The 5,710-nt window shown below is 57.8% G+C and carries 6 protein-coding genes and 1 tRNA gene; 2 read left to right on the top strand and 5 right to left on the bottom strand.

All coding sequences use genetic code 11. The annotated features are described in order from the left end of the window. Together VEK15_05715 and VEK15_05710 are read right to left on the bottom strand one after the other, a co-directional pair. On the bottom strand, positions 1-290 hold a 290-nt coding region (locus tag VEK15_05715; GenBank protein HXV60170.1), incomplete at its 3' end, for a hypothetical protein. Positions 291-1,205: 915 nt separating this feature from the next. Beyond that, on the bottom strand, positions 1,206-1,595 hold the full coding sequence (locus tag VEK15_05710) for a hypothetical protein (protein HXV60169.1): 390 nt from the start codon (positions 1,593-1,595) through the stop codon (positions 1,206-1,208). A 737-nt stretch (positions 1,596-2,332) separates the two neighbouring features. Between VEK15_05710 and VEK15_05705 the strand changes: the two genes are divergently transcribed. Both VEK15_05705 and VEK15_05700 read left to right on the top strand, forming a co-directional pair. Beyond that, the gene (locus VEK15_05705) at positions 2,333-3,127 is read left to right on the top strand and encodes a TIGR04255 family protein (GenBank protein ID HXV60168.1); all 795 of its coding nucleotides are present in this window, start codon (positions 2,333-2,335) and stop codon (positions 3,125-3,127) included. A gap of 4 nt (positions 3,128-3,131) precedes the next feature. Then, complete coding sequence (locus tag VEK15_05700; protein ID HXV60167.1) at positions 3,132-3,707, top strand: HEAT repeat domain-containing protein; 576 nt, start codon at positions 3,132-3,134, stop codon at positions 3,705-3,707. A gap of 754 nt (positions 3,708-4,461) precedes the next feature. Here the strand turns inward: VEK15_05700 and VEK15_05695 are convergent. The 3 genes from VEK15_05695 to VEK15_05685 all read right to left on the bottom strand — a co-directional run. After that, positions 4,462-4,537, bottom strand: a tRNA-Phe gene (locus VEK15_05695). A gap of 89 nt (positions 4,538-4,626) precedes the next feature. Further along, on the bottom strand, positions 4,627-5,388 hold the full coding sequence (locus VEK15_05690; protein ID HXV60166.1) for a hypothetical protein: 762 nt from the start codon (positions 5,386-5,388) through the stop codon (positions 4,627-4,629). Positions 5,389-5,392: 4 nt separating this feature from the next. Then, positions 5,393-5,710, bottom strand: a 318-nt coding sequence (locus VEK15_05685; protein HXV60165.1) for a recombinase RecA, incomplete at its 5' end; no start/stop codon positions are given.

The raw sequence follows: 5,710 nt of genomic DNA, 5'->3' as shown, positions 1-5,710 counted from the left end.
AATCCTCTGATCTCACCGTTCTTAATCGTCACGTGCTCAAGCCCCTCGCCGGACACACCCAAGTATTCGTCTCCTTCAGGGCCAATCCCCGTGATTGTGTGACCGTTTAGATCGAGCGTAACGTCATCCGCACCGATGATTAGCCCTTGCCCATCGCAGGTTAGGTCCGCGCTCAGCTTTACGCTTCGCGTGATGATATCGCCACATTGAACGTCTGCCTGCACAGCTCCAGTCATCAAAATGAGTGTCAGTGAAGCTGCGGTCGTCATTTTGCCCAAGTGAAAGCACATTGACTCCTCCTCAAATCCAACAAAGCCAGGACTTACGTTGAGGGCCTTCGGAATCGCCCAACTCGTAGCGAGCGATCCGAGTCGGTTGCCCCGCCTTCACCCTCTAATGGCGCCTAGCTTCAAACCGTTTCATCTCCCGCGATGGGTCTTGACTGGTGACGGAGGCTTTCACTTTCCGATTGGTCTGCAGGAGAGAGCACCGAGAAAGCGGGGCCGGGCTCGGCCCTGATCGCCTCGTGTGGATGGCAGCACTTGGGAGCGCGACCGGCGCCGGGACCGTTTGCGTGGGGTCGAATCCCGCAAGGTCTGCCCGGCGAAACTATCTCCGGTCGGAACCGGTGTCAACCGCGCGAGCGCCTCGGATGCTAAACTACTCGCCCGTGAAGCGCGCGTCCGTGCCGTTCTCGAAGCGCGAGCTCTCGATGCTTCGCTCTGCGGCGCGCAGACGTGAGATGACCGTCCCGGCGCTCACGAAAGACGCGATCGCCCTCGTGGTCGATGAGACGCTCGCGCAACCACGGCTCGCTCGACCCGCACGCACGCCACGCGGTCGAGGCGTACCGGCTCAGGCGCTGAGCAAGACGTCACTCCGCGAATCGCTTGCCAAGCCCTCGCCCACAAAAAGCCGGAGAGCTCCACCCATGTCGACCCTGTCGACAATTGAATTGGTCAACGGTGCAAAGGACTCGAGGGCTTGGGGACACACGAAACGAGCTCGACGACTGTCCCCAAAGCGTCCCCAGACTATTCTTTTTGAGAATATAGATATTAAAGCCAAACTCGTAACTTATTGATTTAATTGGTGCCGGGGGACAGAATTGAACCGCCGACGCAAGGATTTTTCATCCGATCAGGGCTCTGGACAGCGATCCGCGGGTGCTCGAGCTGAGGCGCGTTGTTAGACCGCACAAGCACTCAAACCGATATTCCGAACAGCACCGCAAGCAGCTCGTCGATGGTGGCAAGAGACTTGAAGCGCGCCTTCGGGATGACGCGAATCATCAGGCGCTCGGCTTTGTGCCTAGTGGCGTCACCTTTGGTGTGACGAGCAACATTGAAGGATGTAAGGTCGGGGAGCGGCTTGCCGGGCGACGAGCCGAACCAAAGGAAGGGGCCGAGATCGAGCGTGCTCGGTTCGAATACGACCCAGATGACGCACCCGCTTGGCTTCTCGCCGAGGCGAAGGTGAACTTTCTGCGACGCGGTCTTCGCCGCCCGAAAAGAACTCTTGAGCTGGATGTGGCGAATGACGCCGTTCGCTTCGACGACCAGGTCGTATCCCGCGTCGTCGACTTGCGGCTTCATGACTTCGGCCGAGATCGGGCCAGTGCACCATAGGGTTCGGCGCCGAGCGCCGACAAAGAGATGCTCGAGGATGCTCCGCAGAGAACTAAGTCAGCTGAAGGCCAGAACTAGGACGCGGCGCGGTAGTCATACCATAGCTTCCAGATTAAGCCGATGAGAAGCGCAACAAGGGCGAACCACATTGGACCAACGAACAGGAGCGGCCAGAATAGGAAGAGGGCGCCCAATCCAAAAGGAAGGATCAGGAGCCACTTGCCGATCGACCAAGGACGGCTCTCGTGAAGCTCGCCGGATCCTGAAACTCCCAATTCCGCACCACCTGGGACTCTGGGAGTGGGCATGAATGGGCCGCGATGGGGCACGAACGTCGTTCGTTCCTTTCTTCCAGAGGGAAGCTTTCTCCAACGATTACGCCGCCGCCTATAGCTCACTTTTTCAGTATACGGTGCCTTACGTTGACATGTTGGCGGTTACACGAGGGCTCAGAGTGATAGGTGCCCGCAGAAGGGAGCACCCCCGACGCGGTCACGAGCCCGAAGCCTATGATTTTCGCGTTTCGTCATGAAAGCGCGAGACGCGATATTTTCGGCGCGAGTTGTTTTCGGGGGATGCTGAGATATGGCCCGGGCTCTCGGATGCGCTCATAGAGGCGCTGAGCGCGTCGTCTTGCGGTTAGACATGATCTATATACATCGTCTTGGTCGATTCAGGGGTAGAATGTCGGATGCGAGAAGTCCGTGAGCAAGTCTAGTGTTCTCGAAAAATTGAGGAAACCCCCGATAGCCGAGGTTGTATGCGGGATCTACTTTGACGAGATCACTGAACTTGACCCAGTGGCCGTGGGGGCGTACTGGGGTCACCGTCGCGATGAATTTCCCAAACGTCAGCTCCATCCAGCCGTCTTCGCTCCCGCAGTCCCGCAACAGGTATCGATTGGGACGGGTCTCCCTCGACTTCGCACATGGCTGATTTCCCGGGATGACTCATACGTCATCCAGATACAACACGACCGTTTCTACCTCAACTGGCGCTTGCGCTCAGAGATATACCCAAGATTCTCGGCGCAGGGAGGGCTCCAGGAGCGCGTAATCGCAGAATATACGGAGTTTTCACAATTTTGCGAACGGGAATTCCAGACTGCACCAACACCGGCAGCTATCGAGCTTGGCAAGATCGACCATTTTGTTGAAGGCCGCGACTGGATTGATAAGCGCGATATGACTGAAATGTTCCCAGGGCTGAATGCCATCCTGCAGGTTGCGAAAACTGAGTCTCCCAACGTTTTAATGCATTTCAAGGAGAGTCGTGAAGGTCATCCTTTGCAAGTTTCGCTGACGACGGCAACTACCGGGGAGGGAACAGAGAAGAAGAGAATTCTCCGACTTGAGACAACGGTTATCCGTCACTGCGGCCCCTCACTCATCGATGCACGCGACTCTTTCGCCAAGGCAAATCTGGATGCTAATGAAGTTTTCGCCGCCCTAATTCCCAAGGATCAGCGGGCGATGCGTTTTCAGTCCAAGGAGAGCTGACGTAATGGGCAGAGCCTTCACAACACCAGCTGCCGACTCTGACGTTATTGCGTTGATGACTGGGGCCACTTTGTCTTCGCTGGTTGCACGCGATCGCTGGCGAGGGTTTCACCAATTTCTTTCTAAGCAACCCCAACGGGCAGCGACGGATATTTTTATCAAAAGGGAGCCAATTGTTGAAGGGACCGCTAGTGACCCTTCAGATTCTGCCAAGCTTGAGCAAGAGCAAGGCGAGGTTCCATTTCATGTCTCAGAGCTAACCCTGGAGGCCTTGGCACTCGAGGAGCCGGACGAATTCCTACAGCTTATCGCGTCAAATAAACTTGGAACTGCTGACCTCACTTTCGCCGCGGAAATCGCTGGGTCGATCACTAACTCGGTGGACGTCGTTCCCGTGCTTGTTCGGCTGCTTGAAAATCCGTCGCCCCTGGTACGCGAGGGCGCAGTTTACGGATTGTCCGAACACTTGTCATGGTCCGAGCAAGCTCGCCGAGCACTGAGACGCCATCTGACGCCGGAGCAAGAACCGTCACGCGGAGTCCGGCAGGCAGCGAAAGAGGCACTGAAGCTCATCGCATGAGTGGTGTTGAAGCAGCTTGTTCGATTTGGCAGGAGAAGGACATCGTGGGATGAGTCTGATCTCACAGTCATCATGAAGGTCGAATTCCGAACACCGGAGGGAAATTTCGACTTGCGACCATCGGTGTACGAGATTGAAGGTGAAACCGAGAATGAGCTGCGGGATTTGTTGGTTAGGATTTACACAGAACACTCTGCCAGTTTTCTGCAAAGTCCTCCTCGGGGGATACCGCCCATTGACACTAACGGCGCAAGTAGCGAGCCGCCCCAACAATCGCCTGGCATGACATTCTTCAGCTTTGCCAACTCGCGACACCGTGAGTTTGTCTTAAGCTCCGAGGACGAGCTGCGCTCGCTCGTGAGCTTGCTACGAGGTGAAATCGAAGAAAGGCGTCTCTCCGAAGTGACCCGGGACCATATGCTGACGTACGCACGTGATCAGCTTGACCGAAATGACCCAGAGTGGACAGACTTTGTGGAAAACCAAGAGAACGGGCGAAGGTGGCGACGCCTCATTGAAAGTCCTAATCGTTAAAGTATTGTGAAAGCGTTCTGATAATCTTTCAGCGGAAGTCGGCGACACCGCGGGGAATCAGCGCAAGCCATTCCGGAGATTGTCGACCGACGGTCTAAAGGATAAGCGAACCAATTTTTTCCAAGGTTCACAAGCCCGAGGACTGTCCCCAAAGCGTCTCCACGAATGCCAAATCGACAACTAATTTTGGAATCATAACTTCGTAACTCACTGACTTCATTGGTGCCGGGGGACGGAATTGAACCGCCGACGCAAGGATTTTCAGTCCTTCGCTCTACCGACTGAGCTACCCCGGCATCGATGAGTTATTGAGGTAGGCCCTGGCGCATGGAAGCGCCAGCTTAGCACAAGCGGCCTCCTGGGCGGCCAAGAAATCGGGGGCCGGCTAACCCGGCCGTTTCTTCAGCTCCACGAAGATGACCACGAGCTCCGAGCTGCTGAGATTCTCCGACTCGTGCCGCGGATCCTCGGTCCAGAAGGTCGACCCGGCGGCCCGCTGGATCTCGGCGGCTTCCCCCTGCTCGAACACATTACGCACCCGCAGGTCCGTCAGGGCGACGCCGAATCCGGGACGATGCTGGTGGAGAGGCGTTTTCCATCCCGGTGGATACCGGAACCGAACGACGCGGACTCGATCGTTCTCGAACAAAACGATGTGATGGTCGGGATCGACCCCGACGGCGTCCAGCTCCGGGGCGGGCAGTTCCCCACCCTCGAGATCCTGCAGCTCGATCGAGAGGTTTTCCACGATGCCACCCTTCACCACGCCTTGATGGGTCGTCGCATCGCCCCAGCTCGTGGTTCCCGCGACCAGCTGGGTCTCGACCGGCTCTCCGCCCCGCGGCGTCAGCTCGACCTGCGCGTCCCTCAGGTAAACCGAGACCCGGGGACGATGCGAATGCATCGCGCCCCCTTCTCCCGCGGCGAGATTCTCGCGGAGCACCCGTACGTAGTCGTTCTCGAACTCGAGCGCATAGTGCTCGCCGTCCGCCATGACCGGATCGAGAAACGTCGCCTCTTCCTTGACTTCGACGACGTCGGCATTCGGTTGGCACGCGCCAAGCAGGCACAGCAGGACGAGGATCGTCCGGCTCGTCGCCCACCGGAAGGGAGTGGGCCGAGCCCCGAGATACGCGTCGCGCTCCATCGCCTCAGTTGCGGTTGGCACCTTCCGTCACTTTCACATCCCGTGCCCGCCCCGGCTTCGGGCGGGCGGACCCGCCGTTGCTCTCCTTGGCAGGGTCGTTTCCGTTCGTCCCCGACGGGCGGCCCGCAGGCGCGGTCTCGGATATCGGAAGGCCCAGCTCCTTGCGAAGCTGCGCTTCGATCTTGGCTGCCGTGTCAGCATGCTCGATGAGAAACGTCCTCGCGTTCTCACGACCCTGACCGATCCGCTCGTTGTCATAGGAGTACCAGGCCCCACTCTTCTCGATGATGTTGCTGGCCGCACCGAGATCGAGCAGATCGCC

This window comes from Vicinamibacteria bacterium (genome assembly GCA_035620555.1).
GTDB lineage: Bacteria > Acidobacteriota > Vicinamibacteria > Marinacidobacterales > SMYC01 > DASPGQ01.
Note: the sequence above shows the minus strand (reverse complement) of the source record. Positions and strands in the feature narration are given on the sequence as shown.

What these genes read in the sequence shown, in the direction of transcription:
- VEK15_05710 (HXV60169.1), bottom strand. Translation starts at nt 1,595, where the DNA reads ATGAAGCCGCAAGTCGACGACGCGGGATACGACCTGGTCGTCGAAGCG.
- VEK15_05700 (HXV60167.1), top strand. Translation starts at nt 3,132, where the DNA reads ATGGGCAGAGCCTTCACAACACCAGCTGCCGACTCTGACGTTATTGCG.
- VEK15_05690 (HXV60166.1), bottom strand. Translation starts at nt 5,388, where the DNA reads ATGGAGCGCGACGCGTATCTCGGGGCTCGGCCCACTCCCTTCCGGTGG.